The 25753-nt window shown below is 60.8% G+C and carries 22 protein-coding genes and 1 pseudogene; 9 read left to right on the plus strand and 14 right to left on the minus strand.

Features of this window, described 5'->3' with window-relative positions:
- Positions 1-95: 95 nt before the first annotated feature.
- The 5 genes from WBP07_RS27455 to WBP07_RS27475 all read right to left on the minus strand — a co-directional run bounded on the left by WBP07_RS27455 (position 96) and on the right by WBP07_RS27475 (position 8683).
- Positions 96-1586 carry an aldehyde dehydrogenase family protein gene (locus tag WBP07_RS27455; protein ID WP_159831187.1) on the minus strand — a complete coding sequence of 497 codons (1491 nt, stop codon included), beginning with the start codon at positions 1584-1586 and terminating at the stop codon, positions 96-98.
- Positions 1583-3205 carry a GMC family oxidoreductase gene (locus WBP07_RS27460; RefSeq protein ID WP_133085096.1) on the minus strand — a complete coding sequence of 541 codons (1623 nt, stop codon included), beginning with the start codon at positions 3203-3205 and terminating at the stop codon, positions 1583-1585. The genes WBP07_RS27455 and WBP07_RS27460 overlap by 4 nt, the downstream gene beginning before the upstream one ends.
- 441 nt (positions 3206-3646) lie before the next feature.
- Positions 3647-4870: a cytochrome P450 gene (locus tag WBP07_RS27465; RefSeq protein ID WP_133085097.1), complete on the minus strand. Its 1224-nt coding sequence runs from the start codon at positions 4868-4870 to the stop codon at positions 3647-3649.
- Between the two features lie 467 nt (positions 4871-5337).
- A complete protein-coding gene (locus WBP07_RS27470; protein WP_133085098.1) occupies positions 5338-6201 on the minus strand; it encodes an NAD(P)-dependent oxidoreductase in 864 nt (287 codons plus the stop codon).
- A 118-nt stretch (positions 6202-6319) separates the two neighbouring features.
- Complete coding sequence (locus tag WBP07_RS27475) at positions 6320-8683, minus strand: TonB-dependent receptor (RefSeq protein WP_395398149.1); 2364 nt, start codon at positions 8681-8683, stop codon at positions 6320-6322.
- A 502-nt stretch (positions 8684-9185) separates the two neighbouring features.
- On the opposite strand from WBP07_RS27475, the gene WBP07_RS27480 reads away from it, so the two are divergent.
- The 7 genes from WBP07_RS27480 (at position 9186) to WBP07_RS27510 (ending at position 18337) form a co-directional block, all read left to right on the plus strand.
- The gene (locus tag WBP07_RS27480; protein WP_395398150.1) at positions 9186-10013 is read left to right on the plus strand and encodes a hypothetical protein; all 828 of its coding nucleotides are present in this window, start codon (positions 9186-9188) and stop codon (positions 10011-10013) included.
- Positions 10010-10600: a cytochrome c oxidase subunit 3 gene (locus WBP07_RS27485; RefSeq protein ID WP_395335181.1), complete on the plus strand. Its 591-nt coding sequence runs from the start codon at positions 10010-10012 to the stop codon at positions 10598-10600. The genes WBP07_RS27480 and WBP07_RS27485 overlap by 4 nt, the downstream gene beginning before the upstream one ends.
- 11 nt (positions 10601-10611) lie before the next feature.
- The gene (locus tag WBP07_RS27490) at positions 10612-10869 is read left to right on the plus strand and encodes a cytochrome C oxidase subunit IV family protein (protein WP_395335179.1); all 258 of its coding nucleotides are present in this window, start codon (positions 10612-10614) and stop codon (positions 10867-10869) included.
- A gap of 1129 nt (positions 10870-11998) precedes the next feature.
- A complete protein-coding gene (locus tag WBP07_RS27495; RefSeq protein WP_395335177.1) occupies positions 11999-12571 on the plus strand; it encodes an RNA polymerase sigma factor in 573 nt (190 codons plus the stop codon).
- On the plus strand, positions 12564-13544 hold the full coding sequence (locus tag WBP07_RS27500) for a FecR domain-containing protein (protein WP_395335175.1): 981 nt from the start codon (positions 12564-12566) through the stop codon (positions 13542-13544). The genes WBP07_RS27495 and WBP07_RS27500 overlap by 8 nt, the downstream gene beginning before the upstream one ends.
- 216 nt (positions 13545-13760) lie before the next feature.
- Entirely contained in the window at positions 13761-16214 is a 2454-nt protein-coding gene (locus WBP07_RS27505) for a TonB-dependent receptor domain-containing protein (RefSeq protein WP_395398151.1), read from the plus strand.
- The gene (locus WBP07_RS27510; protein WP_395335169.1) at positions 16208-18337 is read left to right on the plus strand and encodes an Atxe2 family lasso peptide isopeptidase; all 2130 of its coding nucleotides are present in this window, start codon (positions 16208-16210) and stop codon (positions 18335-18337) included. Before WBP07_RS27505 ends, WBP07_RS27510 begins: the two co-directional genes overlap by 7 nt.
- On the opposite strand, the gene WBP07_RS27515 is transcribed toward WBP07_RS27510, so the two are convergent.
- The 7 genes from WBP07_RS27515 to WBP07_RS27545 form a co-directional block, all read right to left on the minus strand.
- Complete coding sequence (locus tag WBP07_RS27515) at positions 18328-20091, minus strand: asparagine synthase-related protein (protein ID WP_395398152.1); 1764 nt, start codon at positions 20089-20091, stop codon at positions 18328-18330. The genes WBP07_RS27510 and WBP07_RS27515 overlap by 10 nt on opposite strands.
- Entirely contained in the window at positions 20088-20759 is a 672-nt protein-coding gene (locus tag WBP07_RS27520) for a lasso peptide biosynthesis B2 protein (protein WP_395398153.1), read from the minus strand. Before WBP07_RS27520 ends, WBP07_RS27515 begins: the two co-directional genes overlap by 4 nt.
- A 74-nt stretch (positions 20760-20833) precedes the next feature.
- Positions 20834-20953: a benenodin family lasso peptide gene (locus WBP07_RS27525; RefSeq protein WP_132392713.1), complete on the minus strand. Its 120-nt coding sequence runs from the start codon at positions 20951-20953 to the stop codon at positions 20834-20836.
- Between the two features lie 169 nt (positions 20954-21122).
- A complete protein-coding gene (locus WBP07_RS27530; protein ID WP_395335160.1) occupies positions 21123-21734 on the minus strand; it encodes a GntR family transcriptional regulator in 612 nt (203 codons plus the stop codon).
- Positions 21731-22606 carry a phytanoyl-CoA dioxygenase family protein gene (locus WBP07_RS27535; RefSeq protein ID WP_395335157.1) on the minus strand — a complete coding sequence of 292 codons (876 nt, stop codon included), beginning with the start codon at positions 22604-22606 and terminating at the stop codon, positions 21731-21733. The genes WBP07_RS27530 and WBP07_RS27535 overlap by 4 nt, the downstream gene beginning before the upstream one ends.
- Before the next feature lie 13 nt (positions 22607-22619).
- Positions 22620-23231, minus strand: coding sequence for an acyl-homoserine-lactone synthase (locus WBP07_RS27540; RefSeq protein ID WP_395335155.1), 612 nt, complete (start codon positions 23229-23231; stop codon positions 22620-22622).
- 89 nt (positions 23232-23320) lie between these two features.
- The gene (locus WBP07_RS27545) at positions 23321-24055 is read right to left on the minus strand and encodes a LuxR family transcriptional regulator (RefSeq protein ID WP_395335153.1); all 735 of its coding nucleotides are present in this window, start codon (positions 24053-24055) and stop codon (positions 23321-23323) included.
- Between the two features lie 269 nt (positions 24056-24324).
- On the opposite strand from WBP07_RS27545, the pseudogene WBP07_RS27550 reads away from it, so the two are divergent.
- Together WBP07_RS27550 and WBP07_RS27555 are read left to right on the plus strand one after the other, a co-directional pair.
- Positions 24325-24501 (plus strand): annotated as a pseudogene (locus tag WBP07_RS27550) (transcriptional regulator domain-containing protein); the annotation flags it as partial.
- 286 nt (positions 24502-24787) lie between these two features.
- On the plus strand, positions 24788-25099 hold the full coding sequence (locus WBP07_RS27555) for a DNA -binding domain-containing protein (RefSeq protein WP_395398154.1): 312 nt from the start codon (positions 24788-24790) through the stop codon (positions 25097-25099).
- 38 nt (positions 25100-25137) lie between these two features.
- Here the strand turns inward: WBP07_RS27555 and WBP07_RS27560 are convergent, their stop codons facing one another.
- The gene (locus tag WBP07_RS27560) at positions 25138-25311 is read right to left on the minus strand and encodes a hypothetical protein (RefSeq protein ID WP_395335146.1); all 174 of its coding nucleotides are present in this window, start codon (positions 25309-25311) and stop codon (positions 25138-25140) included.
- A gap of 48 nt (positions 25312-25359) precedes the next feature.
- Positions 25360-25728, minus strand: a complete 369-nt coding sequence (locus WBP07_RS27565) for a hypothetical protein (RefSeq protein WP_395335144.1) — start codon at positions 25726-25728, stop codon at positions 25360-25362.
- Between the last annotated feature and the right edge of the window lie 25 nt (positions 25729-25753).

Consider the following 25753-nt stretch of genomic DNA (forward strand, 5'->3'; position numbering starts at 1 on the left):
GCGGTTGATCCGACTGCATCGGATCAACCGCTTTAAACTTCTGGTTTGGCGCGTTTTCCGAGTCATCAGGTGGTTCCACCTGATTAGTAAACGCTCTAGCGACCGATTGGGTAGAACACGGATTTCTGGTTCTGATATTCGTGAAGCCAATCCGGACCATACTCGCGGCCGATACCTGACCTTTTGTAACCCCCGATCGGCGCATAGGTCATCCGCCCGGTCCCGCCATTCAGCATGACGCTGCCTGCGCGAATCTGCATTGCCATCTCATACCCTTTGGCAGCGTCAGCCGTCTCGATGCCGCCGTTGAGACCGTATCTGGAATCGTTGGCGATGCGGATGGCCTCGTCATCACTGTCGAAACCGATCACGCAGCCGACGGGCCCGAAGACTTCCTCCTGCGCGATGTTCATCTGGTTGTCGACATCGTCGAAGATCGTGATCTCCGTAAAATAGCCCTTGTCGAGCCCCGCCGGCCGTCCGCCGCCGTGAACGAGCCTTGCGCCTTGATCGCGGGCCTGGGCGATCATGCGTTCGACCTTGCTACGCTGGCTCTCGCGGATCAGCGGGCCCATCGTCACCGTTGAATCGCTGGGGTCGCCGATCCTGAACTGGCGGGCGACAGCGCAGACGGCCTCGACGAATTTGGCCCGCACACTGTTGTGCACCAGAAGCCGCGTGAGCAGAGCGCATCCTTGTCCAGCATTGACCGACAAGACAGCGGCGGCCATTGCCGCGGTTCGGGCAATATCGGCATCGTGCCTGACGATCAGCGCCGACTTGCCGCCTAGTTCTAGATGAACGCGCTTCAAGGTCGGGGCCGCCTGCGCCATGATCGCAGCGCCCACGGTTTCTGATCCCGTGAAACTGACAAGATCGACGCGCGGGTCGGTAGTCAACAGCGACCCCACGTCTGGTCCGCCGGTAACGATATTCAGCACGCCCTTGGGCAACCCGATTTCTTGCGCGATCTCGCCGAACAGCAGAGCGGAAAAGGGCGTAAATGGGGACGGCTTGAGCACCAGCGTGTTGCCTGCCAGCAAGGCAGGTACGATTTTCGCCAGGTTGAGCAGAAAAGGGAAATTGTAGCCGGTAATCCCTGCAACGACGCCAACCGGTTCGCGGACTACCGTCGTGCCGCCGATTTTCTTTGGGCCCTGGGGATCAAATGGATCGGGAGTCACGTCGATCGGTAACCGGACACTGTCGTCCCGTGCCGAGTGGTTCAGCGCAGCAAGCAGATGGTCGAGCGGGTTGCCGACCTGCATCGTATGGGTGACGCGTTGCGAACAGCCGACCTCTGCCACGATTAGCGTCGCGATCTGGGCTCGCCGACCATCCAATGCGGCATGCATCTTGCGAAGGTATTCCGCGCGCTCGGCCATCGCCATGCGGGGCCATACACCGTTATCGAATGCATCTCGCGCCGCGGCGATGGCTGCGTGTGCCGCGATGCTATCGCCCACGGGTGCCCGGCCGATTACCGCCTCGGTTGCCGGATTGAGGATGTCGTCCCGATCGCCGGCGGCTTCGGCCCAGGCGCCGTCGATGTAAAGACCATCGAAACTGGTGAAGGGAATAGTCAAAGTCCATCATCCTGCTGGGGCCGCAAAATCATTTCCGCGGCGTTGAGAGCGATCGCCATGGCCGGCGCGTTGGTATTGCCCGACACAATGGTCGGCATGATCGATGTGTCCACGACCCGTAGACCGGTGACGCCGCGAACGCGCAGCTGCGGGTCGAGCACCGCACCCGTATCGCTTCCCATCCGGCAGGTCCCGCAGATGTGGAACGATGTGCCGCCAAGCCCGATGGCATTCGCGAGGATGTCCTCGTCGGTTTCGAGGCCCGCCGTGGCGCCGGTTTCCTCGATAATCCAGTCCCGCAAGGCCGGCTGCCGGGCAAGGTTGCGCAGCCACCTGAACAGAGCCAGGAACCGCTCACGATCGTTGGCGCTCGCAAGGTGATTGGCATCGATGGCAGGCGCAGCATCGGGATCTGCCGAGGTAATCCTCACTTCGCCCAGACTGTCGGGCCTCATGTAGTAGGCGATCACCGTCAGGCCGGGGAATGGGTCGAGAACGACCGCGCCCTTTTCATCGGTATGAAACGAATAGAGACCCATGCCCACTTGTGCGTCGGGTCGCTCGAGCTGCGCTTCTGTCTTGATGAAGCCGCCAACTTCGTGCGCCGAATGGGTGAGGGGACCGCTCGAGGCAAACAGGTAGCGAAGGAACGATGCGACCAGACCAGCGCCCGACAGTCGCTGGTTCAGACTTTGGCCGCGAACCCGGAAAGTGAAACCCAGATATCGGTGCTCCTGCAGGTTGGCGCCCACCCCGGGTGCATCGACTACGACCGGAATACCCAGCCCCTCCAACAGGCGGCGTGGGCCGATACCCGAGAGCTGCAGAAGTTTCGGACTCTGGATCGCACCCGCACATACGATTACTTCGCGCCGTGCTTGCACCTCGAAAGTTTGACCGGCCTTGCGCGCGACAATACCGCAGGCCCGTTTGCCTTCGAACAGGATGCGCAGGACATCGGTGCCGGGCGTAACGTCGAGATTGGATCTCCCACGCACGGGTTTCAGAAATGCGCGCGCAGCCGAAAAGCGTTTGCCATTATGCGTCGTGGTCGGCTGATAGCCCATACCGCCGTCGGTGACCGAAGGGATGTCGTTCATGTCTGCGACCCGAGGAATTCCGGCTTGCTCACTGGCCTCCAGGAACGCTTCGCAAAGCGGATCGCCCGCGGGATGAACACTGACTTTCAGTGGACCGCCGGTGCCGCGCCATTCATTGGCACCAAGCGCGTGGTCCTCGAGTTCGACGAAATGCCGGCCCATTTCCGTCCAGCCCCAGCCATGACAGCCCGCCCGTTCCCACGCGTCGTAGTCGGCCGGAGCGCCCCGGACATAGACCATACCGTTGACGGAACTTGAACCGCCAACCGCTCGGCCCTTGAGCCACACTTCGTGTGACGCGTTCCCGCCCGGGGATACTTGATAGTCCCAGACATGCGGGTTTCCCGGGGCAAGCAGTTTGCCGATGCCGCGCGGCATCCTGATCAGAGGACTCTTGTCGTCAGGGCCCGCCTCGACCAGCAGCACCGAAACGTCGGGATCGGCAGACAGCCTGTTTGCCAGAACGCAGCCGGAGGATCCGGCGCCGACAATGATGTAATCATAGATTTTTTGCTGCATGCCGCGGAGTGAACATGCTGGCACGCTACGCCCACCTGTCTGAAGGAAGGTCGGCGCACCTTCTGTCCAAGAAGCTGAACGTTTGCGGGCTAATTTCCTGGCAGTCGCCATATCGGGGCGTCTACATTGGCGTAAGCCGCCTCCCGCCGCCAAAGTGGAGAGGGCTGGGCCGGGCAACATGTTCCAGGCCACGATCCTGCGTTGGCATTCGCGGGAAATCTGACGAAATGGGGTGCACACCGATTCCCTGCGCCGGTGCGCAGGTCACGGTCTGAACGGCCCAAGTGGCTGGTTTAAACCGGCTATCAAACACTGACCGGAATGGCACAATATGCCATTCCGGTTTGCTGCAGTTCGCATGCGTTGCGTCAGCTTGAGGCTGGCTTCGTAACTGGAACGGGTTCCACGCGCCGATAGTGCGTCAAGAACGCACAGCGTCTCTTAGTTCCACTGAAGTTCGAGGCGGGGCACGAAAGTGATATTGCCCACGAAATATTTCGGTTCGAAACCGTCTTTGAATCGAAATTGCGGAATTTCTTTCAGAAACAGTTCCAGGGCAGTCTGCAGTTCGAGCCGGGCGAGATGCATGCCGAGGCACTTGTGGATACCCCCGCCGAGCGCCACATGCGCGGCCTTGCGATCGAAACGGACCTCCGCTGGGTCTTCATGGATCTTCGGATCCTGGTTCACGACGGGCGTGCTGACCGAAACATATTCGCCCGGCATGATCTTCTGCCCGTGAATCTCGATTTCGCGCGAAGCGATACGGAATGCCGTAACCGGCCCGTAGACCCGAAGAAACTCCTCGACCGCCAGGACCATTCGATCCGGATTGTCGCGCAGTTCCTGCTGCTGATCAGGATGGCGTGCGAGATGTGCGAAGATATTGCCCAGCATGGTCGTGACCGTGTCGAGGCCGCCGAGAAAAAGATTGAAGCAATGGCCGAGGACCTCTTCGTTATTCCACTTGCGGCCGTCTTCGGCTTCGAAGTCGAATATCTTGGTGATGTAGTCGTCCTGAGGAGTACGGCGGCGAGCATCGATCTCGGACTGCAGATATGCCACGACCTGGCGCACCGCGTTGCTGCGCACCTGCCAGTCATTGGTGTGCAACATCTCCTTTTCCCAGACCAGGAATTCGGCCATCCGTTCCTGCGGAAGTCCCAGGAGGTCGAGAACGATGAAGATCGGGTAGCGTTCGGAAAATTCGTTCACGAAATCGCAGTGGCCGCGGTCTTTGAATGCCCCGATGAGATCGCTTGCGCGTCGCCGCAGCTCGTCTTTCATCGCGGCCATCTTCTGCGGCGAGAATTGGGGGTTCAGGGCCTTGCGGTAGAAACTGTGCATCGGAGGATCCACCTCCGTGGGCACGACCAACCAGTCTGCGCCGATGCTCTGCGACCATTGGCCCATGCCGTTCTTGGTGAAATTGTCGGGATCGCGCAGCATGGCCATGGTGTCATCATAGCCGGTGAGCAGCCAGCCGGGCTTGTCTCCGGGGAAGATGTTGGTGACATACGTAATGGGTCCCAGGGTGCGGTGCATCTCGGGAATGAGCGTTTCCTGAGGGCACTCCTTCACTTCCTCACGAGCGAAATAGGGCAACCACTTTGCCATCTCGGCCGGTACATGGGGAGGAATTTCCTGTGTGGGTGCGCTCGCCATCAAATCTTCTCCGAATCCTCTTTGCCCCGCTGGCCAGACCGCTCGCCTGTGCGCTGCCATTCTGGTTTACCGAAGCGTCTAGTCCTGTTTCGCGCTGCGATCAGACGATGGGAAATGCGTCAACGCGTGGCCTGCGCAACCTTCCATAAGATAGGCGCCGGGCCGCCGTTCGCTGCGAACCGGCGCCCTGTCGCGTCGCAGTCACGTCAGAGCGGTTTGGCCGGTTGTTGAGGTAATACCGCCGGCTCGCATTCACAGGGGGCGTCGATGAAAGACATTGGCCGCGCCCCTGGTGGCCGGGAGTACCTGCGCGGCGGCGCCGGACGAAATCTGCGAAAGCATCTCGCTTCACTGCTTCCGGCGCCTTGCGTGTCGGCACTTCGGCTACCCCTATCAGACCGCGCGACGACTATGGCGAATGGGCTGAGCCATATCCGATTGGTCGCCCGCGGCCTGGTTAGGGGCACTCAGGCGCCGATTGGTTGGCCGAGCGGATATTCCAGTCCTGATGTGGAAGCGGCGTTCTCCCGGATCAGTTCTACCATGGGAAGACGGACGCCGAAGCGAGCCGCCTCGGCAATCGCGACCTCCAGATCCTTCACCATGAGCATCTGGAAATATTCGCGTAGCTTCGTCTCGTCGGCATTCCCAGCCGCTTCGGGACGTCTCGCCATGGCAAGGGCGCCCTCAAGCCCGCCGCCGGCGGTCGGGTCGCCTGACAACGCGAGAGTGAGCTGATCGAGGCTGACGCCATAGTTGCGCGCAATAACTGCCCCCTCGTAACCCGCTCTCATGCAGCCGAAGTACGTGGTGTTGCGAGCGATCTTGGCGGCCATGCCGGCTCCCGGGCCGCCCATGTGAAGGACCTGCTGCGCGAATCCGTCGAATACGGGTTTGGCGGCCGCCAGATCACCGTCTTCGCCGCCGGCCATACAAATGAGGCCGTTTTCGGCAGATTTCGGTCCGTTCGTGACCCCGCAGTCGATGAGGATAACGCCGGCATCCTTGCACATCGCCTGCGCTCCGGCGAGATCTGCCATATTGATCGTCGACAACAGAATGACGGTCTGGCCGGGTTTGTTTGCCGCGAGCACTCCGTCCGGTCCGGAGAGGACTGCAAGGGTCTGCTCCCCGTTGAGGACCGCGATCAGCACGCAGTCCGAAGCCTCGGCCAAGGCACGGGGGCTAGAGGAAATTGGAGGTGCACCCTTAACGCGATCCGCGGCTGCCGCCTGAACGTCATAGATTGCTGCAAGCTGGCCGGATCGCTGAAGGCATATGGCGACGCCTCCGCCAATCGATCCCAAACCGATAACGCCGCCGGTCTTCATCACTATTCTCCTGTATCGGAAAAACACTGGTGCTGCCGAGGGGGGCTCGACGCTTCCAGGATAATTCAAAGTCAAAAAGGGGCGGATCGCGTCCGCCCCTTCATGGTTGTTCCGGCTATCAGAACCTGTAGGTCGCCTCGACGCCCCAGGTGCGCGGAGGGCCGAGATAGAGGCTGTTATATGGGGCATTCGGCAAAATGACCGAAACGCCCGCCTGATATTGAACGTCAAACAGGTTCTTGACGTAGAAGCCCAGGTCCAGCCCCGTGCCGGCAATTCCCTTGACGTCGATACGCCCGTTGGCGAGGGAATAGCCCTTCAGCTGGTAGCCTTGCTGGCCGCCGTAGTCGGCCGTCATGTAAAGATCGCCGCTGATGATGACATCTGCATTTGCCGGATGGACTGGCGTAATCCAGCTGGCCGTGACGGTACCGGAGAATGTCGGTGTCAGCCTGTTGATCTGATCTGCGCCGAAGGATCCGACATTTGGTCCGAGTTCGCCATTCGTATTGATGGGAAGCAGCTTTGCCACGTCCGTTTTTGTGATGGCGCCATTAAAGCCCAGAGTCAGGTTGCGATCAGGCGACACACTGGCATCGATTTCCACACCGTAGATGTTGAGATCGGCTGCATTGATGATGATCGAGGAGGGCGGCGCGTCCAGGGTTCCGCGAGGAAACAGGAAGTTGCCGGAATTCGACAGGAACTGCGTGGCGTTGTCGTAGCGCGAATAGAAGGCCGCGACATTGAGCCGTCCTTGTGCACCGGCCACATTGAAGCTCAGTTTCTCGCCGATCTCGACATCGGTTACCCGTTCCTGCTTGATTGTCTGGTACCCACGCAGATCCACGCAGGACATCGAGTACGCCTGGGATGGGCAGGTCACCGGAGGAGATTCGAACAGCGGGAAATTGAGGTTCTTGGGGCGAACGCCGCGGCGGCTCGTGATATAGACCATGAAATCCGGGCTGATCTTGTAGTCAAACCCAACGGTCCATGTCGGATAGTTGTCTTTGACCGATGCCTGTCCGAAACCGTCGCTGAATTCGGTCGGCGTCCCCACCCGATCGGCGATATTCTGCTTGCACTGTGAGAAGTCAACAGATGCGAACGTGGCCGTATTGCCAGGATTGTAGCAGAATTCCGACTTGTCCCAGCTGTAGCGACCGCCGATGTTGAAATTCAGCTTATCCGTGAGCGGAATGCCAAATTGCCCGTATACCGCAAGGCTTTGATTTTTCACATGAGTGGTGGTGGGCGGAACGCGGCCAAGCGACGAGAACACGGTAAACTGGTCGCCGGAGGGGCCGGCCGGGCCATCCACACTGTAGTAGACGCCAAGAATACCGTTCAGTCCGCCCGAACCCTTGTAGATGAACTGGAAGTCGTTGTCGATATAGTCGCGAACATAGCGTTGTTCGGCGTAGTAGGTAATGAAAGGCTGGGTAACAAGGCCGCCCAGGAACGGATTCGCTACGCCTCCCTGATCCAGCACCGGCACGGCAGCAGTGTTGATCGACTGGCCATTCGTATTCTTGCGATAGCCGAAAATGTTCCGGAGAGAGAAGCTGTCGCTCAGCTCAACGTCGGTCGTGTTGACGACCGCGATCGACTTTCGATAAGCCCGGCCTCCGTCGATCCCGCCGTCGAACGCGCCGCGAGGATGCGCCTGCGCGTAAGCCTCGGCGAGGCTTGCAAGCTGGACGGCGGTGGCAGCCCGACTGGCGCTACCAAGGAGCGGCAGGAAAACGGCCGACTGGAGCGGCGCGAAATCTGCCTTGTAAAGGTAGAGACCGGATGCCAGTTCGTCGGCCTTGAAATATTCGGCGACCGTCGTGTTCGTGATCCCCTCGGTCGGGGCGATTGTAAGCGACACACGAACGCTGTCGTTCTTGATGTTCTCGAAGCCGGGATAGCTGTTGGCTTTCGGATCCGTAGCGCCCAGGGCCTTCACTTCAGGCAGCGCGAAGAAGTCTGCGTCCAGAGAGCGGATCCTGGGGTCCTGGCGCCGTATCTGGCCGGCAATGCGCAACGCGATCTTTTCCGACACGATCGGGACGTTGACCGCCCCTTCGATCGCCCAGTAGTTCCAGCGGCCATACGTGCCTTTCACGTAGCCTCCGAAATCGTACAGGTCCGGTTGAACGGTATTGACGAGGATCGCGCCGCCGAGCGTCGATTTACCGAACAGAGTGCCCTGCGGTCCCTTGAGAACCTGCACATTCGCGATGTCGTAGGTAGGAATGCTCGACCCAAGGCTGGGAATCGCGATGTTGTTGAAATAGGTTACAACACCTGGGGTCGTAAGACCGACGGGAAGCTGGCCTACGCCGCGCAAGCTCACATTCGTCGTGCTTTTCCCGCCCTCCGAATTGAAGTTCAGGCCGGAGGCGATTGTCCTGACATCCGAGAGTTCCTGTACAGTCGAGCGCTGGAGAGCGCTGCTGTCAAATGCGGCGACCGCAACCGGAACATCCTGCAATCGCTCGGCGGTTCGCCGAGCCGTAACGATAATTTCCCCGGTACTTTGTGCGCCGGCGGTGTTTGCCGGAGCATTGTCTTCTTCCGCCAGGCCTGGCCCGAACAGATCATCAGGGCGCTCGAGCCGAGCAATACCCTACAAATGCCCTTTTTCATTTCCATCTCCCTGCCGACTCCGATTTTCTTGCAGTCTACTGGTGGTCCGCCGCAGGGCTACCTATCGAAGGGTGGGGCGGTCCTGTTTCCATTTAGGTTGCGCAAGATCTCCGACCTGAAAATACGCAATAGGTGAGGTGTCACTAGACTGCCGCAATGTGTTTGGGAATCCGAAGCGCGGGGCACATTTTCGCTGTTTCCGGCGTGCTAGTCTTTCAGTCGCAAGGCGATCACGGGCCGTGCGTGAGCACGCCGGACAAATGTGTCGAAGCGGTCTCTCTCATACGAATGGTTGAAAACACCTCGGGTGCAATATGGCGGATCGATGCTCCGATGGCATTTAGCAAATGGTCCTTCAGAAGCACCGCCTTCCGCAGGTGAAAGCCGTCTCATCCGGCAAACCCTATCCTCGGGTGGGTGCTCTTCGCATGGGCGCTACTCACGATCCAGGAGAACAAATCCGCGGAGGGGTGATGGGTAGCCAGAGCACGACAATGAAGCTGTGCACTTACATGGGCGCGATTGCAGGAACAATGATGTTCCTGGGAATCTGGCCGGTTGCACACCTCTTTCCGCCGCTCGCGCCTTCAATGCCATATGCTCAAGTAGCCCAATACTATCGCAAGCATCAGGTCGGGATATTGGTCGGTGGCATTCTTATAACCTCGGCATCGGTCCTGTTTTTCCCATTTCTCGGCGCCTTGGCGACATTCATGAAGAAAATTGAGGGTCCAGTGTCTCCGTTGACCTGGTCGTTCGTGATGATCGTTGCTTATGGGTTTGTAACACTGTTTTTCGCGGGGCTTTTCTTCACCGTCGCGGCCTATCGGCTGGATCGACCAGACACCGAAATCGTCATGCTGAGCGACATTGCGTTCTTTCTGTTCGTCATGCCCGCCGTCCCGGCGTTCGTGCAGAACATTGTCACCGGTATCGTGATCCTTCAGGATCGGAAGACGGCCCCGACGCTTCCGCGATGGCTGGGTTACCTGAACCTGTGGACTGGTGTCCTGTTTCTCCCCGGCCTCGCGGTCGGCTTGTTCAAGTCGGGTCCTTTTGCGTGGAACGGCGTTCTTGCTTTTTGGCTTCCAGCTGTCGTTTTCGGCATATGGTTCAATGTGATGATCTTCGCCATGCTGGCGGCGATCAAGCGCGGTGCATTGGCCGGCGAATGACGGACAAGCAACAAACAACACCTGCGATCAAGACTCCCGCCGGTCGTATACCGGGGGAGGAAGGCGTGTGGGTCTTCATTGGCGGCGACCTCATAGTCTTCGCAGTATTTTTTATAACCTACGCTGTCGCACACCGGCAAGAATCGGCCCTCTTCGAGACATCCCAGCGATTGCTTGATCGCCACCTCGGCTTGCTCAACACGCTACTGCTGCTGACCAGCAGTCTTTGCGTAGCGCAAGCCGTCACGGCTGTCCGAAAAGGCGATCGGCGCGCGCGCCACTTCCTGCTTGGCGCGATTGCACTCGGTATGGGTTTTGTCGCGGTGAAGGCTGTCGAGTACTCGGCAAAAATCGCTGAGGGCTTTACGCTCAATACCAACGCATTTTCGATATATTATTACATGTTTACCGGTATTCATCTGGTCCACGTCGTGATTGGCATCGGTGTACTGTGTTTTGCCGCATCGCAGATCGAATCGTCCGGTCAGATGCGCGGGAGCGTGGCCCTCATTGAGGGGAGCGGCGTGTTTTGGCACATGGTCGATCTCCTGTGGATCATTCTCTTCGCGTTGCTCTACTTGTTGTGAGGGGAGCCCTGATGCCTTCAGTTCTGCAAAATCGCGCAATCATTGTCTGGACGATCTTGGTCGCTGCGACCCTCCTTTCGTTCGAAACGATGGTCGTGGGGCGTGATGGAGCCGCCCGCTGCGTGATCCTTATCGTCGCGTTCGCCAAGGTGACTCTGGTCGGGCGTGAGTTCATGGAGCTCAGGCACGCACCGAAGTATCTCCTCTGGCCGTTTCAAATATGGGTTGCGGTCCTCGGCGTGGCGCTCGTCGTCTTGTTCCTGGCTTGATCCAGAATCCGGGCCGGACATCTTGTTCATCTGACGCCCGTTATCGGCCCCGTCCCTAGGGAATAACGGCATTGTGCGGCATTGATGAATTACGGTCTCAATATGATTGTATTGCAGCCACTAAATTGAAAAATCGCCGGATAGAAAAATAAAACTTCGATAAAAATTAAAAAAGTGCGGGAAAGGATTTGTATGTTGATGGTTCGCTTAAGTGTCAGTTTAAGTTTTTTGACCGTTATTCCAAATTCGACTTGTGCTGAACGATCCGATTTCGTTCTGACGTCGCTTGAGCGGCCGGATTTGCCGCGAGCTTACGCGTCGTACGCACCCACTTGCAATAGTCCGTGTGGCTGGGCGGCGCTCCCCTTCACGCGCTAAGTTCCGTATAGGCTGTCGGTGTCGATCGTATCGCAGTGGGAACTTTGATGGGCAATGAACTTCGCCGCTGTCCGGCTGGCGGTGGCGATAAAACCCCATGAGTGAGCGCGTTGAAGGAAGTGCCTTGCGGGGCAGGTGGATGAGACATCGTCTCAAGCCATGGAATGCAGGCCGGGCATGTTCGGTAGAGATGTGAGGCATCGAAATTTATTCGCGCGCTCTAATGGCATCATCAATAGCGCTGACGAGCCCGTCGCTGGGGATTTGCTGCATTGCGTAATGTGGAGGGTGATTGAACGATACGTAGGCGCTTTGCCCTACTGATTTTTCGGCGGCCGAATAATTTTTCTATCCATTCCAAGTTAGGCATCAATTGGATGGCGTCTGGAAGGTGGCGGGATACGGCCAATCTGGTGTTTTAGGCAGTGTGTGAATTGTGTCGATCATGCCACATATGACAAAGTTGTAATTTCGTTCTTGAAGATCGTCTCGCATATAGTACCTTTTGCAAGCATCGTTCTTTTGTTCGATGCCGAGGCGTGAGAACCTCACAAGTGAATAGGGATAGTCTCGCCTTGCGGGAATAGACCGGATGGCTGATGCATATGTCCAGGACCCTTTGCGGTCTAAACGCGTCGGCGCATGTGCTTGCATGTTCTCAACATCCGGTTCCTACCGGCTCCGCCTCGCTAGTCGAGCGGAGCCGGTAGATGTTTTCCATGACTGATCTTGGTTTACCTGGCAGCAAGTCATGCGATTTGCCTTAGGGTTTGGTAGCGTCCCGCTCGGTGACGATGAACCTCTTCCCCCTGATGACGACCGGGTTTGCGCGGCTAGCGAGACGCTCGACCGAATTTACCGCGTCGAGCGCTCGGGGTTGCTGCGTTTCGTGATGCGCCGATCGCGTCGGGAAATTGCGGAAGATGTCGTCCAGCAAGCCTTCGCGCGATTTGCGGCACGCGGTAATGTGCATCAGATTGAGAACCCGGGAGGCTATCTGCGGCAATCGGCGGTCAACCTGCTGCGTGACAACGCCCGGCTGGCAATGCGCAATCCGGCGCCGTGTTCCGAGGTCATGGACGTTGCGGAAATTCCCGATTGCGATCCTGTGGCGGCACTCGAGGCCCGTGACCGTCTTCGCCGCATCGAAGCCGCGGTGGGCAAGCTCAAGCCTCTGACACGGCAGATATTTCTGGCGCGAAGGGTCTATGGTTATAGTCTCGCCGAAATCTCGAAGCAGACGGGTCTGAGTCAAAAGGGGGTCGAAAGGCACATGGGCATTGCGATCAAGAAGCTCGGCCAGCACTTGTGTAGCCATGACTGACCGGCCTCCGTACTCGCTCCCGGAGCGGCTTTACGAAGAAGCGAACCGATGGGCTGAGCGCTGCGATGCGGGTGAGCCTGGCGTAACGGAAAGCCTCGCGGCCTGGCTCGCCTCCGATCCACGCCACCGTCAGGCCTATGAGGAAAGCAGGGCCTTGCTGGGCGAAGCGCGGATCGTCCCCAAAGGTCTCGGTGGTTTTGACGGAAACCTGACGAAGGCTCCGTTCTACGCACGCCAAAGTACCCACATCGCGCTAGGGACTGCGGCGGCGGTCTTCCTTGTCGGTTTAGCGACCGTCTGGGCCAGCGGCCATCATCTCTTGCCCCAATTGGTGACCCCGGCCGAGGCGGCGACGTACGAGACTGGAATCGGGGAAATCAGGACGTTCCGCCTCGCCGATGCGAGCGCGATCACCCTCGATACCGATACCCGAATTTCGGTTTCACTTTCCGGAGGGATTCGTGACATCGTTATTGCGAAGGGCCGAATCAGGGTGGAAAGCGCGCCGGGTTCAGGCAGTTATGCGGTGAGCGCGGGCACAAACAGCGCGACGGTCCAGGGCGGTGTCTTCGATGCCTTCCTGACAGGTGCAGTGCTGCGAATTGCCGCTCCGCATGGGGCGGTCGAACTGAACGCGGCCGAGCCGCCAACGGGCGCGCCGCGGCAGATCGCTGCCGGTTCGCAGATCGAGATCGGATCGCCGGCAAGCACTTCCTCCGTTCCGGGGCCCGACGTTGAATGGGTTTCCGGGATGCTCGCGCTCAATGGTACCCGGCTTGATCAGGCTGTGGAGGCGATCAACCGTTACAATCGCGCCAAGATCCGCCTGGGCGCCGAAGAGCTGGGATCGCGCAAGCTCAGCGGCGCTTTTCCGGTAGGCGATCCCGAGGGGTTTGCCGAGGCGGTCGGCAAGATGCTGGATCTGCATGTTGACTTGTCAAATCCTGCTCAGATTGTCCTCTCGAAACAGTAAGAATTAGTTTCCAGAAAATGCGCTGAAAAAAGCGTAGGGCAAAGTCTCGTCCCATCGTTCCCCTCATGACCAGCCAATTCGTGGCGGAGGGGAAACAAAAAAATGGAAAAGAGAGCATATTCGGTCACGCTTTGGCTGGCGTCGACGTCACTTGTCGCATTTGTAGCCTGCCCTTCGGTCGCAATAGCGCAGCAAACTGTGCAACTATCCGTCGATTTGCCAGAGCAGCGCCTGGCGGATTCGCTTAGGGCTCTTGCGCTGCTCTCGGGCCGGACGGTCCTTGCGGATGACGGGAGCGTTGCCGCGAGGCGCGCTCCCGCTCTGCATGGAACCTTCACGCTCGAGCAAGCTCTTGACCGTCTTCTCGCAGGTTCAGGTCTGAAAGCGGAGGCTGCGGGCAACGGTTATGTCGTCCGCGGCGCGGCGCGCGGCGGCAAGGAGAGTGCTGCTGGGGGCGACGATATCGTCGTGACCGGTACGAGACTGCGCGGCACCGAGGTCGCTTCCCAGGTCATCGTCCTTGGCAACCAGACGCTTCAGGATTCCGGCTTCGGCGACCTTGGCGATGCTGCACGCAATATTCCGCAGAGCTTCGGCGGCGGGCAAAATCCCGGGATCGGCCTCAACGTCCCGGCTTCGGCGGGCGCAAATGCCGGTGGCGGTTCGACCGTCAACTTGAGAGGGCTCGGCAGCGACGCGACGCTGACCATACTCAACGGCAGGCGGCTTCCCTACGACACGGCGCTACAGGGCGTTGATATCTCGGCGATTCCGCTTGCCGCAGTCGACCGTATCGAAGTCGTCGCCGATGGATCTTCGGCGATCTACGGGTCTGATGCTGTCGGCGGCGTGGTGAACGTGATCCTGAGGCAGGACTACGAAGGCCTGCAGACCCGCGCCCGCATTGGCGGCGCAACCGAGGGCGGTGATTTCCAGCAGCTTTACGGGGTGCTTGCAGGACATCGCTGGAACGGCGGCGGCATGTTCGTGACTTACGAATACAACCGCAACACGGAGCTCAATTCGAATCAGCGCGACAGTACGGTCTCGCACCCGAACATGACGCTGCTGCCTGCAAGCCAGCGCCACGCCGTGGCGGCGCACGTGCATCAGGATCTGGTGACTGGCCTCACCTTTGAAGGCGACGTTCTCTACAACGAGCGAACAGGTTCGCTCACTTATCCGCTCAATGCGGCCTCCGATCCGCATGTCAGCCGTGTCGACCAGTCCTACAATTCCTACTCGCTCGCGCTGGCCGGTGCGCTTCACTACCGGCTCGGTCACTGGGACGTCACGGCAGCCGGGACATACGGCAAGGGGCGCAACGACCTTCTGGCCGAATACGTCTATAGCGATGTCACGGGGCTCACGTCCGCAAAGCGCTACCGCAATCGGTCGACCACCGGCGAACTTGCGGCCTCGGGTCCGGTGTTCCACCTGCCCGGCGGCGATGCCCGGATCGCGGCGGGGCTGGGCATCCGCGACAACGGTTTCGAGATCTATGCGGGGCCGGGAAATTACCAGAATGCGAAACCGAGCGAGACGGCCCGCTATGTCTTCGGGGAGCTCAACCTGCCGCTCATCAGTCCCGATCTTGGCGTTCCCCTGGTTCGCAAGCTGTCACTGAGCGGAGCGCTGCGTCACGAGGATTACGATACGGTCGGCCAGATCACGACGCCCAAGCTGGGGCTTATCTATGCGCCGGTGGACGCGCTGGAGCTCAAGGCTACATGGGGGCGCTCGTTCCGCGCGCCGAGCTTCTATGATCAGTACGGTGCCCAGACCGCCAGCCTTTACGCCGCCTCGCGCCTGGGCGGAATCGGCTATCCGGCGAGTGCGACTGCCATCCTGCTTGGTGGCGGCAATCAGGACCTGAAGCCCGAACGGGCGAGGAGCTGGTCGGCGACGGCCTCGTTCCATCCCGCTGCGCTCGCAGGCGCGAGGTTCGAAGTGACCTATTTTTCCACGAACTACGTGAACCGCGTCGTCACCCCGATCACACTGACGGCGCAATCGCTGTCCAATCCGATCTACGCGCAGCAAGTCACCTTGAACCCGAGCGCTTCCCAGCAGGCGAGCATCATTTCCGGTGTCGACCAGTTCTACAACTTCACGACGGGGGCGTACGATCCCTCGCAGGTCGTTGCCATCATCGACAACCGCAAGGTCAATGCCGGCCGCCAGACCGTTCACGGCATTGACGCGCTAGCGCAGTATTCGGCCAAGCTGGCGGGAGGCACAGCCGCGTTCGATCTCAATGCCACTTATCTTGTCAGTGAGCGCCAACTCTCGGACGGCCAGCCGATCGAGACTCTCGCAGGCTATCTCTACAATCCGCCGCACTGGCGCGGACGGGCAGCGGCAAGCTGGGATGACGGTTCGTGGCGCCTGACAGGAACGCTCAGCTATATCGGCGGGGTCGTCGATACGCGTGCAAGTCCGCCGGACAAGGTGCACGGCATGACCACGCTCGACCTCTCGGCGCGCTATCGCTTCATTCGCGAAGGCAGCGTGCTCGATGGTCTCGAAGTCGGGGTGTCGGCGAACAACCTCTTCAATGCGATGCCAGCCCAGATCACCACCACGACCTGGGCCGATACGCCCTACGATTCGACAAACTACTCCCCGGTGGGGCGCTTCCTGGCTCTCGAGGTCGTCAAGAAATGGTAACGACGACTTCTTCCGTACTCGCATTGGCGAGCGCCGTGTTGGGGCTTTCGATCGCCACTCCGGCTGCCGCCGCAGACCGGTGCTCGGATCTCCTGCCGCCGGTCGTGCGGTCAGCTGGGCCCAAGCGCGACATCACGCCCGAGGATCTGGTCCGGCTCCGGCAGATCGGGCCGCTCGAGGCCGTAGTTCCGGCCCCGTCGGCACTTGCCGTCTCGCCAGACGGTCGCCAGCTGGCTTTCGTCATCACCCGCGCCGATCCCGCAACCAACAGCCATTGTGTCGGGCTTGCGGTTGTGGATGTGGCGGGTCGAAGTCCGCCCCGGCTGCTCGACAGGGGCGGCCAGCTCGCGCTCGTTTCCAACGAGTACCGAAAGCGGATCTGGGGCATCGGATATCCGCTGACGATCACGCCGCATTGGTCGCCCGACGGCAAGTCGATTGCCTGGCTTCGCCGGGACAATGACCTCACGCAAGTCTGGGTCGCCAATGCCGCTTCGGGACAGGCACGGCAGATCACGCATTCCCCGGTGGATGTCGAAGCGCTGGCATGGAGCCGCGATGGCAAGACGATCGTCTACGCCGGGCGCCGAGGGCAAGTGGAGGAGAGGGCGGCCTTTGCGAAGGAGGGGCTGACCGGATTTCACTACGATACCCGCTACGTGCCGATCATGTCGAACAAGCCGATGCCCGACGCGGCCATTCCCTGGACCGCTTATGTCGTCGATCCGCTCACGGGCGAGGAGCGTTCGGCCAGTCCGGAAGAGGCGGCGCTCCTTCCGCCAGACATGATCGGCAAGGTCGAGCCGCCGCCTCGAGCAGCAAGCGCCGAGGGGTTGCTGGCGGAGACCCACCGGAGTTCTGCCAATCCGGTCAGTCCGCTGCTCCTCTCGGTCCACGCGCCCGGCGGCGCCCCGATCGATTGCAATGCGGATGCCTGTCGCGGTTCGATCGACAGCATGTGGTGGACGGGGGATGGGAGGGCCCTGATCTACCTTCGGCGCGAAGGCTGGGCGCGCGGTGACAGCGCGCTCTATCGCTGGGTGCCGGGCGAGGGCGCGCCGCGTCAGCTGCTCAGAACGAGAGATCTTGTCAGCAACTGTGCGATGGCGCCGGACGGACTTGTCTGCCTCTATGAGCGGGCGACCGCACCGCAGAGGGTTGTGCGGATCGATCCCGCAACCGGGGCGATGCGCGACGTTTTCGACCCGAATCCGGAGTTCCTGGGCATCCGGTTCGGGCAGGTCCAGCGTCTCGAATGGCGTAACGACCAGGGCGCCGAAGTGCGCGGCGATCTCGTGTTGCCGCCCGATTATCGCCCCGGAACGCGGCTGCCGCTGATCGTCACCACCTATATGAGCAACGGCTTCCTGCGCGGCGCGATGGGCGACGAATATCCCATCCATGCCTTTGCGGCGGCGGGGTTTGCGGTGCTGAGCTTCAACAAGCCGCGCGCCGTCGCCGACGACAATCCGGGCCTCGATACGATCAAGAAAGTACAGGGTGACGGGATACGGAACTGGGCCTGGCGGCGCGAGGTCCAGTCGGCCATCGACCGCGGCGTCGACAAGGTGATCGCCATGGGCATCGCCGATCCGAAGCGGATCGGCATCAGTGGGCTAAGCGACGGGTCGAGCACCGTGCAGTTTGCGATGATCAACAGCCATCAGTTCGCCGCCGCTTCGATGAGCACCTGTTGTCTCGAGCCGTGGGCGGTCAATGTGGGTTACGGACCGGCATTTGCGGCGCATATGCAGGAGCAGGGCTGGGGCGCGCTCACTGCCGACGACCGCACATTCTGGGCACCGGGCTCGATCGTGCAGAGCGCGGCCGCTACCGACACCCCGCTGCTGATGCAGGTGGCCGATCGTGAATATCTTGGCGGGATCGATGTCTTTGCCGCGCTCCGGGAGCAGCACAAGGCGGCCGACATGTTCGTTTTCCCGGACGCCTATCACTTCAAGTATCAGCCCGCGCAGCGGCTGGCCGTCTATCGGCGCAATCTCGACTGGTTTGCATTCTGGCTCCAAGGCAGGATCGATCCCGATCCCGCCAAGGCCGCGCAATATGCGCACTGGCAGGAACTCGCCAAGGAGAGGGAGGCAGCTCAGCGCCCTCAGGATTGAGGGCGCTGGGCCGCAAGCCAGGCCTCGACCTGTGAGAGTTGGAGCAGACGCCTGTGGGCGGTGTCCCTGATTGGCCCCGTGTCGCTTGTGGCGCGTTCGACCGCATCGCTATCGATGAGGCCGAGCCGCCGCAGGTTACCGTCGAGCAGCATCGATCGCACGGTTTCGCGGTTCTTGCAGTAGACGTCGGCGACGAAGCTTTCGGGCGATCCCTTCGATTGCCGCATGACGATCTCCCTCGGCAAGCGGTCGGCGAAAGCGTCCCGGGCGATGATCCGGCTGCGGCCATCGCGGAACCACCACCAGCTTGGAACCCGAAGGCATGCCTCGACGACCGGCTGACTGGCGAGCGGACTGATATGCCGGACCGGACTGAGCAGGTCGCAATCTTCCGCCCATCCCTGAGCAGCGGCGATGACCGCCACGTGGGCGGCTGTGCCATGCTCTGCCTTGCCGGGGGCGCTGAGCCATGCGTGCGGTGCCTGCGATGCCAGATTGGCGATTGCATCAGGGGCAAGAAGGGCAAGGTCAGGCCTCCACCGAAACGTGGCGGATCGCCGGAACCGGCGGCGTGCAGCGCGCCACAGCACTTCGAGCGCGCCGGCCTGTCCGAGCGCGGCAACTGTCCTCGCGCACGACCACACCGTTTCGTAAGTGTCGGCATGGCGCAAGGCATCGGTGACTGGCGCCACCGAATTGAGAGCAAGGAACACGTTGTCGCCGCCCCCGCCATCGAGAGTGAGGTCGGCGCCAATTGCGTTGGCTGCGCTGGCGAGCGCTGCATTCGTCCCCTGCATGAAGACCCGCGAGCCGGGGGACGGCAAGTCCGCGCTTTCGGACCGCGTGACGTCGACAGCGCTCAGCGGAAAATCGAATTCTTCGAGCTGGCAGCCGAGGTGCCGCGCGACCATCCGGGCCCAGTTGCGCTCGTCGCCGGAGCTGTCCTCATGGACGAAGTTGGCGCAGCGATATTCGCCGCCAAGCGACGACAGGCAAGCGGCGAGGATCGACGAGTCGATACCGCCCGAGAGCATGAGGAGCGTCTTCGCCGCATCTCCCCTGAGAGCGCGGAGCGCCTGGTAAATCGCGCTGCGAACTTCATGCTGTGCCTGCTCCATGGTCTCGTACCACTGGGCGCGCTCAGCATGGGGCCAGGGGGACCAGGCTTCTCCCGTGGATGCGCCGCCAGGCCCGATCAGCAGTGCCGCGCCGCCCGGCAGGTTGCCGATCCCCGTCAGGCACGTGCCCTGTCCAGGGAGACCCGGGAACGCCAGCCGCTCGGCAAGTGCGCGGGCGTCAGGATTGCCCACGCCAACGCCGGCAATTGCGAGCGCGGCGACATCAGATGCCGCTATCCTCATCCCGTCCTTGAAGCCATAGAGGCAAGGCAGTTTGCCGAACGGCGCGCGAAGGACCGTGATCTCGCCGCTTCCGGGTGTGCGCAGCAATGCGACGTAGTTGCCCCAGAACCGGGTGACGAGGTGGTCCGCATCGACCGGCCGCTCCGCCAGCATACGACCGATGCTTTCTGCCGAGCTGGCGAGGTTGGTGCCGCGCGAGAAGACCTCGCCAATCACCATGCCGCGATCCTCGCCGAGATGATGATGAGTCAGTGCCGCCGAGACCGCAACAAAGAGGCGCGCGTCGCTGTGGCAGATTTCCAGACCGGCCGTACGCGCGCCCTCGGCAATGGCCTCGCGATCGGGGATCGGCCGATCCGGCGTGCCAATCACAGCGAGATAGCGTCCCATCATACGACCAGGATCGGGACATAGGGAGCGACAGTTCCGGCATCCTCGCATACGAGGCCCGAACCCACTTCCACCCAGCAATGCGCACTGAATGGCCCCAACTGCACGCCCATGACCATCCGGGCGCAAACGCCGGCTTTGGCAAGATCGGTCATGAGCGCCATCGAAGTGGGTAGGCAGCGCCCTCGGGGCGATCGGATGAGGCCGGCGTGGCGATAAGCGCTGGCAACACCTTGCAGCGCGGCGGCCGCATCATGTGCGGGCTGCAGGTTTTCGCGTCTGCTGATGACGTCCGCGATGTTTGCGGCAAGGGCTCTCGTACGGACCCGTCGGTTCCACAGGGACCTGTTTGCAAGCGCCCGCGCGATGCCCAGCGGCGCAAGGCGTGAAACGGATGCAGACGCACCATCCTGCGCCTGCGCACTTGCAGTGATGGGGGTGCGGCGCGTGCAGGCCGTCAGCGGATAGCCATGCCCCATCGACAGAACGCCGATGCGTTGCAGTGCCTGCCTGACCGGGGTTTCCACCTCGCCAGTTTCGGCGAGCCGGTGAAACTGGCGGTCGAGGGGCTGGGGCAGGCAGAAGTAGCGATCCGCCTCGAGATCGAGGAAGATGTATCGCTCGCCAATGGCGCAGAAGCTCACGCCGCGGCGAAGTCCGTGACCCGACATGATCGTCTCCAGACACGTTGGCCCGATGATCTTGAAAAAGTGGCGCGCAGCCTGAGCTGCGCGCCACCTTGGACTCAGTCGTCCGACAGGCCTGCCTGCGGGCTGCCGATGCCGACATCGAGATCGTTGGGCTGCACGCCCTTGGTTTCGGTGCTGGCGGTGCCGAGTTCGATCGGCGTGTTTTCACGGTCCATCGTCTTTGCTCCTTCAACAAGCTGCCGGGATTGGCAGCAGAAGAAGCCTACGAATGAGCTAGCGATATACGAAATATATAGTGACTCTATATCGAGAATATATCGACTCTCGCGCGTTAAATGCGTTTATTGACTGTCGGTATATCGATCTTCGTGAAGGCAAGTGTTGCTATTCGTATGGTTTAAAGCGTCTCCATCGACGAATAAGCTCAAAAGCCGAGCGATGGCGGCGTTGATGATAAGACTTCAAAACTTTGCCGATTGAGTCTCCTGGAACCTCGGTAAGCGCAATTTTGAGTTCTTCGAATTCCCCGTCGACATCTTCCAGCAGGTCAGACTCGATATGACGAATCGCATGAAGGTTCGCATTGAGGCGCCGCATGGCGATGCGGTACTGCGAGTTGTTCGAACTGTAGACGAGGTCCGTGAGAAGGCTTGCCACGCGATCCGGATAATCGTCGCCCCGGCCGAGCCTGGCGGGATCGCGTCCCGCGAGCGTTCCGGATCGCAGCGAAAGACCGATGAGCGTGCGTGACCAGGTATAGAGATCGCGCAACGCCGGCTCATCGAGGGTGATAACGAAGAAGCCGCCTGGGACCAATGTTTCCACCATGCCCTCGCCGACGAGGCGATTGAGCGCCTCGCGAACCGGAGTGGCGCTGGCTTCCAGATCCTTGGCGATCGCTTTGGGGTCGAGGCGGAAACCGGGACGCATATCGCGGCGGGTTATGAGAAGCCGGATGTGCTCGTAGATCCGGTCCGATGTCGCGCCTGCGTTCATGACGCGCCTCCCTGCACGGCGGTGCGATTGTCGATCAGCGCTTGCTGATCGGGCCGGAGCGCGTCGATCGCGGCGAGCGGCCGGCCGAGATCGTAGTCCTCATCCAGCAGGATCGAGGGGCACTGGCCTTCGTAGTTGCCGAGGTTGGGCCGGTGCTGGCGGTAGCCCACCAATGCGGCAAGTTCGGGATCGAACTTGCGCGCAATCCCAGGTGGATAGGCGAGCCACTGCGCTTCGTACGGTTTGAGCCAGCCGAGCGAATAGCCGACGATGATACCGCGACGAACCTGGCTGGTACGGTTGCTGCCTGCGCCGTGCAGCGTCGAGCCGAGGAATAGGAGCGCGGAGCCCGGCGGGATTTCGACGGCAACCGGGTGGCCGCTCGGTTCCGGATCGAGAGCGGCGCTGCCATGGCTTTGCGGCCAGACCAAAGTCGCGCCGTTCTCGGCCGTGAACGGTGTAAGTGGCCACATCACATTGACAAGGTACTCGGCCGTGCCCTTGGCCGCGGACCACATGTCCTGGTCACGGTGCGGCAGTTGTGCGGGCGCACCGCCGTGGACGGCGATCGCCTGCGTCGTATTGAGCTGGATGCAATCACACCAGGGGAGCAGGATCTGCTCGACTATCGAGACGATGAGGCTGTGGCGCACTAGCGTTTCGGCGTGCGGTGAGCGGGCGAGGAGCCGGCCGAACCGCTTGGTCGTGGCGCCGTAGAATCCGCCCTCACAGAACGGCGTGCGATGGAAGCGAGGCGCGATGTCATCATCGAGCGCGGCAATGGTCTCGGCCGGAAGCGCGTTCTCGATCACGCAATAGCCGTGCTCGCTGAGATCGGCGGTGTAGCGGGCGACTTCGGAGAAAAGATCCATGATCGCGGTCTCCTCAATTCGCCCCGCGGTCGGAGCCGCGGTGGTTCGTGGTGATGCCGGCTGCCGCCAGTTTGTGAGGTGTGTCGCGGTCGATATCGATACGGATCGCTGCGAGCATTTCACTTCCACTGAAACGGGGAGGGCCGAGCGGACGGCAGTCCCATCCGAACTGCAGCACCTGTTTGAACCAGCCGGCGGATGCGATTGCGGTGTAAGTGGTGATCCCGTTGATGAGCGCGTGGTCGACAAGCGCGCAAATCAGCGCATCGCGCGCTTCGCGGCGTTCGGCTGCGCACAGTCGCCGATCAAGGCAGAAGCGCGTAATCTCCTTGATCGCGGCGCCGCGCGGCACTTCGTTCTCGCAAAACTCGGCGTAGAAGCTGTCGAGGATATGCGGCCGTGTCGTCGGCAATAGCCTGGCCGAAGCATAATGTTCGCAATCTGGCCCGGCCAGAATGACGTAACGGGCGTAAGGGTCGTCGAACTGATCGAGTTCATACCGCTCGGCAAGTACCGGCAGGTCCCATTTCAAAAGGTCGACGAAGACGGATTTGCGAGCCGCCCACATGGCGCGCAGCGCCTCGTCGGGAGCCTCGCGATTTTCGTAGCTTTGGACGTTGAGCATGGGGTCATTCCCTGGCCGTGACCATTCGCGGTCACGTGCCAAGGGTCATCCGGAACGGCCGTTCCAGGCCATACCGGAAAAGGGGTATGTTACCGCCGCAGGATATCGGTGAAGGTCAGGTTTCCATCGAGCAGAGCCCGGATAACCGCCAATGTCCGCTTGTTCACTCCATATCGTCCGCAAACATTCCTGACATGAAGCGCGATCGTTTCCTCGCTACGGCCGAGATATTTCGCGATCTCGCGATCGTTCATGCCCCATGCGACAAGGACCAGGATCTCGCGCTGCCGATCGGTGAGCCTTGCGGGTTCGATCAGGCGGCTTGCCCCGCGTCCGAGCCACAGTCCTCTCGCCGCATCGAAAGCGAAGAGGGCGATCGACTGGACGATCGGCAGAATTGGATCGTAGATCGGAACGGAGACCGAATTCACGAAGGAAAGCGATCCGCGCCATTCGCCCGGAACATAGCCCGGAACCGTGTACCCGTGGACTATTCCCTGTTCGCGCGCCATCGCAAGAACGCGCCGATCCCCCTCCGTCATCGGGATCAGATGGGGAATGCGTTCCCAGCGGAAACCCAGGTTCGTGACGTTGCTCGCCCGGTGGACGGGGTCATTGAGACCAAGACCGAATTGGTCGTAGAACTCCGCCCACTGATCGGGATAATTGTGAATCCGAAAAGTCTCGCCCGCGGGATCCAGAAATCCCCCATGGTGCGAGAGCGCAAAGCGCTGAAAACCGAGTTCCTCTGTCGCTTCGCTCATAGCTTCGGTCAGATCGTCGATGCTGCCGATAGTCTCGAAGATGCTCACGAGGTGCGTCATGAGCGCCAAAATTCGTGTGCCCAATGTTCGACTTCGCGATCGTCGGCGGCGTTGCTTGTCACCGTCGGTCCGGCGATCGCCCTTCCTGCTTCGTGGCCGTCCAGCGGGTTCTCAATCCGCCATCGGGCAGGTTGTGTCGCAAAAGTGTCATATCATTCCATGTGTGCACTCTGGAATGGTCTAATTCGGACAGAATGTCCGTATATCGGTGAAAATTTGTTAATTGCCTGCGAACACGTTTCTAAATTCATCTCGGACACCTTGTTCAAATGAGGGTGGGTGTTTCTGCCAATTGGCAAGATGCTGAGTCCTATGCATATCTAAAGAAGGCTGATCGTACGGGTTTGATGTGGGAATGGCTCCGCAGGGATCCAGCTTATCTTGCATGGCACGCCAAAGCTTCTCTCCTCACCGGCGGACATTCGTCAGAGCCGTTGAATTGGGGGCTTCACTTTCGCGGAAGAGCCGGACCGGGATTGTCTCTCGGCCCGGATAATCTGGCATGCCCTTCACGATCCATCGACACTGAGCGTCGAGGCGGGGCCAGGAACGCCCGGCGACGCGGGATGCCTCGATGTCGAGAGGATCAGACCTTGGCTGACTGCGATTCCAACCGCTTCAGGCGGCGAACACGCGGTATTGTCCGACGGGAGTCATCATATCAGGCTGGACGTGATCGCGGGATCCCTGAGCCGGCATTCCACCGTCCGGTTGCGCTTTTGCTTCGATGGCGTGACCCGGGCCGAACCAGGCGTGCTCTCGCTCCAGCGACTCCTGGCACTCCATCGCCACGGTCGGTTTGGAAAGATGCTCTACCCCCGCGACCCTGCTATCGCGCGAGGTGTCGTGTTGCTGCGCGTCCATGACGCATTGAGCGATGGTGCCAGCCTTCGCGATCTCGCCTGCGCCATGGTCGGCGGGGATGTCGTCGAACAGGACTGGGGTGATCCCTCCGATTCCCTGCGCTCGCGCATTCGCCGCCTCGCGCGGCAAGCACGCGAGATGGCGCTGGGGGGATACAAGGAACTCCTGCTTGGCAAATGAGACCCCGCCGAAAGATGCGCAGGAAATGAGCGCGGCTCTTAGCGGGACTTGGTCGATCCGGGGACCAGACGCGCGGCTGCGAGAGCGCCGATCATGTATGGACCATCGTCACGCTTGCCGCTGCGGATTTCCCTTAGAAACTTGCGGTTGTCGAGACCCCGGCTTTCAAGTTCGCTTGCGACTGCGTCGCGGATCTGATCGATGCTGTCCATACGCTCCGTCCTTGAGGGCGGAACATATATAGAACAAAATTGAACCGATCAAGTCCGGCGCGGACGCCCCCGCTTCTTCGCGGGAGGGGCAAGCATCAGGTCGACGAGCTCGATGCTGCGTACCGCGATCGGCGGATCTTTCGAAATCTGCACCGGCTCGCCGCCGTTTAAGTAGATGTCCTCCCAGTAGGTGATGCGCCGGACGAACTCACTTCGGAACTGTTTGGCGAGGTCCCGCTGGGACTCGGAGGACCCGAACTGCGTGCTGAGGACGGCGTGCTTGGCGGCATAATCGGCAGCAATCTTGACGATATCGAGCGGCGTGAAGGCGATGCCGGCGGCCGACAATGCGTCCTGCGCTGACTCCGCCGCCTGGATGACCTGCTCGCGGGCGAGGGTCCGGGTTGATTTGGCCATAGGAACGATCTCTCAGGAATTGTCA

Origin of the sequence: Novosphingobium oxfordense (assembly GCF_044029435.1) — a bacterium.
Classification (GTDB): domain Bacteria; phylum Pseudomonadota; class Alphaproteobacteria; order Sphingomonadales; family Sphingomonadaceae; genus Novosphingobium.

Excerpts from the sequence above, each read along its gene's own strand:
- WBP07_RS27460 (WP_133085096.1), bottom strand. The coding sequence starts at position 3,205 with ATGCAGCAAAAAATCTATGATTACATCATTGTCGGCGCCGGATCCTCC.
- WBP07_RS27465 (WP_133085097.1), bottom strand. The coding sequence starts at position 4,870 with ATGGCGAGCGCACCCACACAGGAAATTCCTCCCCATGTACCGGCCGAG.
- WBP07_RS27470 (WP_133085098.1), bottom strand. The coding sequence starts at position 6,201 with ATGAAGACCGGCGGCGTTATCGGTTTGGGATCGATTGGCGGAGGCGTC.
- WBP07_RS27480 (WP_395398150.1), top strand. The coding sequence starts at position 9,186 with ATGGTCCTTCAGAAGCACCGCCTTCCGCAGGTGAAAGCCGTCTCATCC.
- WBP07_RS27485 (WP_395335181.1), top strand. The coding sequence starts at position 10,010 with ATGACGGACAAGCAACAAACAACACCTGCGATCAAGACTCCCGCCGGT.
- WBP07_RS27490 (WP_395335179.1), top strand. The coding sequence starts at position 10,612 with ATGCCTTCAGTTCTGCAAAATCGCGCAATCATTGTCTGGACGATCTTG.
- WBP07_RS27495 (WP_395335177.1), top strand. The coding sequence starts at position 11,999 with ATGCGATTTGCCTTAGGGTTTGGTAGCGTCCCGCTCGGTGACGATGAA.
- WBP07_RS27500 (WP_395335175.1), top strand. The coding sequence starts at position 12,564 with ATGACTGACCGGCCTCCGTACTCGCTCCCGGAGCGGCTTTACGAAGAA.
- WBP07_RS27510 (WP_395335169.1), top strand. The coding sequence starts at position 16,208 with ATGGTAACGACGACTTCTTCCGTACTCGCATTGGCGAGCGCCGTGTTG.
- WBP07_RS27515 (WP_395398152.1), bottom strand. The coding sequence starts at position 20,091 with ATGATGGGACGCTATCTCGCTGTGATTGGCACGCCGGATCGGCCGATC.
- WBP07_RS27520 (WP_395398153.1), bottom strand. The coding sequence starts at position 20,759 with ATGTCGGGTCACGGACTTCGCCGCGGCGTGAGCTTCTGCGCCATTGGC.
- WBP07_RS27525 (WP_132392713.1), bottom strand. The coding sequence starts at position 20,953 with ATGGACCGTGAAAACACGCCGATCGAACTCGGCACCGCCAGCACCGAA.
- WBP07_RS27530 (WP_395335160.1), bottom strand. The coding sequence starts at position 21,734 with ATGAACGCAGGCGCGACATCGGACCGGATCTACGAGCACATCCGGCTT.
- WBP07_RS27535 (WP_395335157.1), bottom strand. The coding sequence starts at position 22,606 with ATGGATCTTTTCTCCGAAGTCGCCCGCTACACCGCCGATCTCAGCGAG.
- WBP07_RS27540 (WP_395335155.1), bottom strand. The coding sequence starts at position 23,231 with ATGCTCAACGTCCAAAGCTACGAAAATCGCGAGGCTCCCGACGAGGCG.
- WBP07_RS27545 (WP_395335153.1), bottom strand. The coding sequence starts at position 24,055 with ATGACGCACCTCGTGAGCATCTTCGAGACTATCGGCAGCATCGACGAT.
- WBP07_RS27560 (WP_395335146.1), bottom strand. The coding sequence starts at position 25,311 with ATGGACAGCATCGATCAGATCCGCGACGCAGTCGCAAGCGAACTTGAA.
- WBP07_RS27565 (WP_395335144.1), bottom strand. The coding sequence starts at position 25,728 with ATGGCCAAATCAACCCGGACCCTCGCCCGCGAGCAGGTCATCCAGGCG.